The sequence below is a fragment of the Vibrio sp. 970 genome (assembly GCF_033339075.1).
The window spans coordinates 1-575 of record NZ_JAWOTW010000611.1; the positions used below are offsets into that span (position 1 = coordinate 1).

A 575-nucleotide genomic window follows, 5' to 3' on the forward strand; every position below is an offset into this window, starting at 1 on the left:
GACAGAGTGGACATTCCGCGCAGGCTTGGCTTATGACGAGCAAGCGGGTGAAGCAACATTGAGTATCCCTGATAGTGACCGTATGTGGTACAGCGCGGGTCTAACGTATGCAATGAATGAAAACCTATCGTTTGATGCTGGTTTTGCATTGGTACAAAGTGAGTCGGGCTCTTTCACTGAGACTAACGCAGCAGGTCAAGAAATTAAGTTTGATTCAGAAGGTACGGCATACATCAGTGCAGTACAGATGAACTACACCTTCAAATAATAGGATTCTCGGAGTAACCCAATGAAACATACGTTTAAACTATCACTGCTTTGTTCTGCGATCCTACTTGCAGGTTGTGGCGACAACACATCAAGCTCAGGCACAACAGATAAAGTAACGTTTGAATCGGAAGTTCAAGCATTGCTAGATCGTGGCACTTCAATTAGCTTTACTATCCAAGGTGCAAACGCAGACGTACCTGCCCCTTCTTACCTACTTATGGATACGTCAGATGGTACGCTTGGTCTGCCAACTAACGGTGATGATGCCCTTACTAATCCACGCGCATCAATGAACACAATGGACG

General features: G+C 45.6%; 1 protein-coding gene and 1 pseudogene. Both read left to right on the forward strand.

The genetic code is table 11. The features are described from left to right. On the forward strand, positions 1-268 hold a 268-nt coding region (locus R7Q11_RS28165; protein ID WP_225467226.1), incomplete at its 5' end, for an outer membrane protein transport protein. Positions 269-289: 21 nt separating this feature from the next. Further along, positions 290-575, forward strand: a pseudogene (locus tag R7Q11_RS28170) (lipase); the annotation flags it as partial.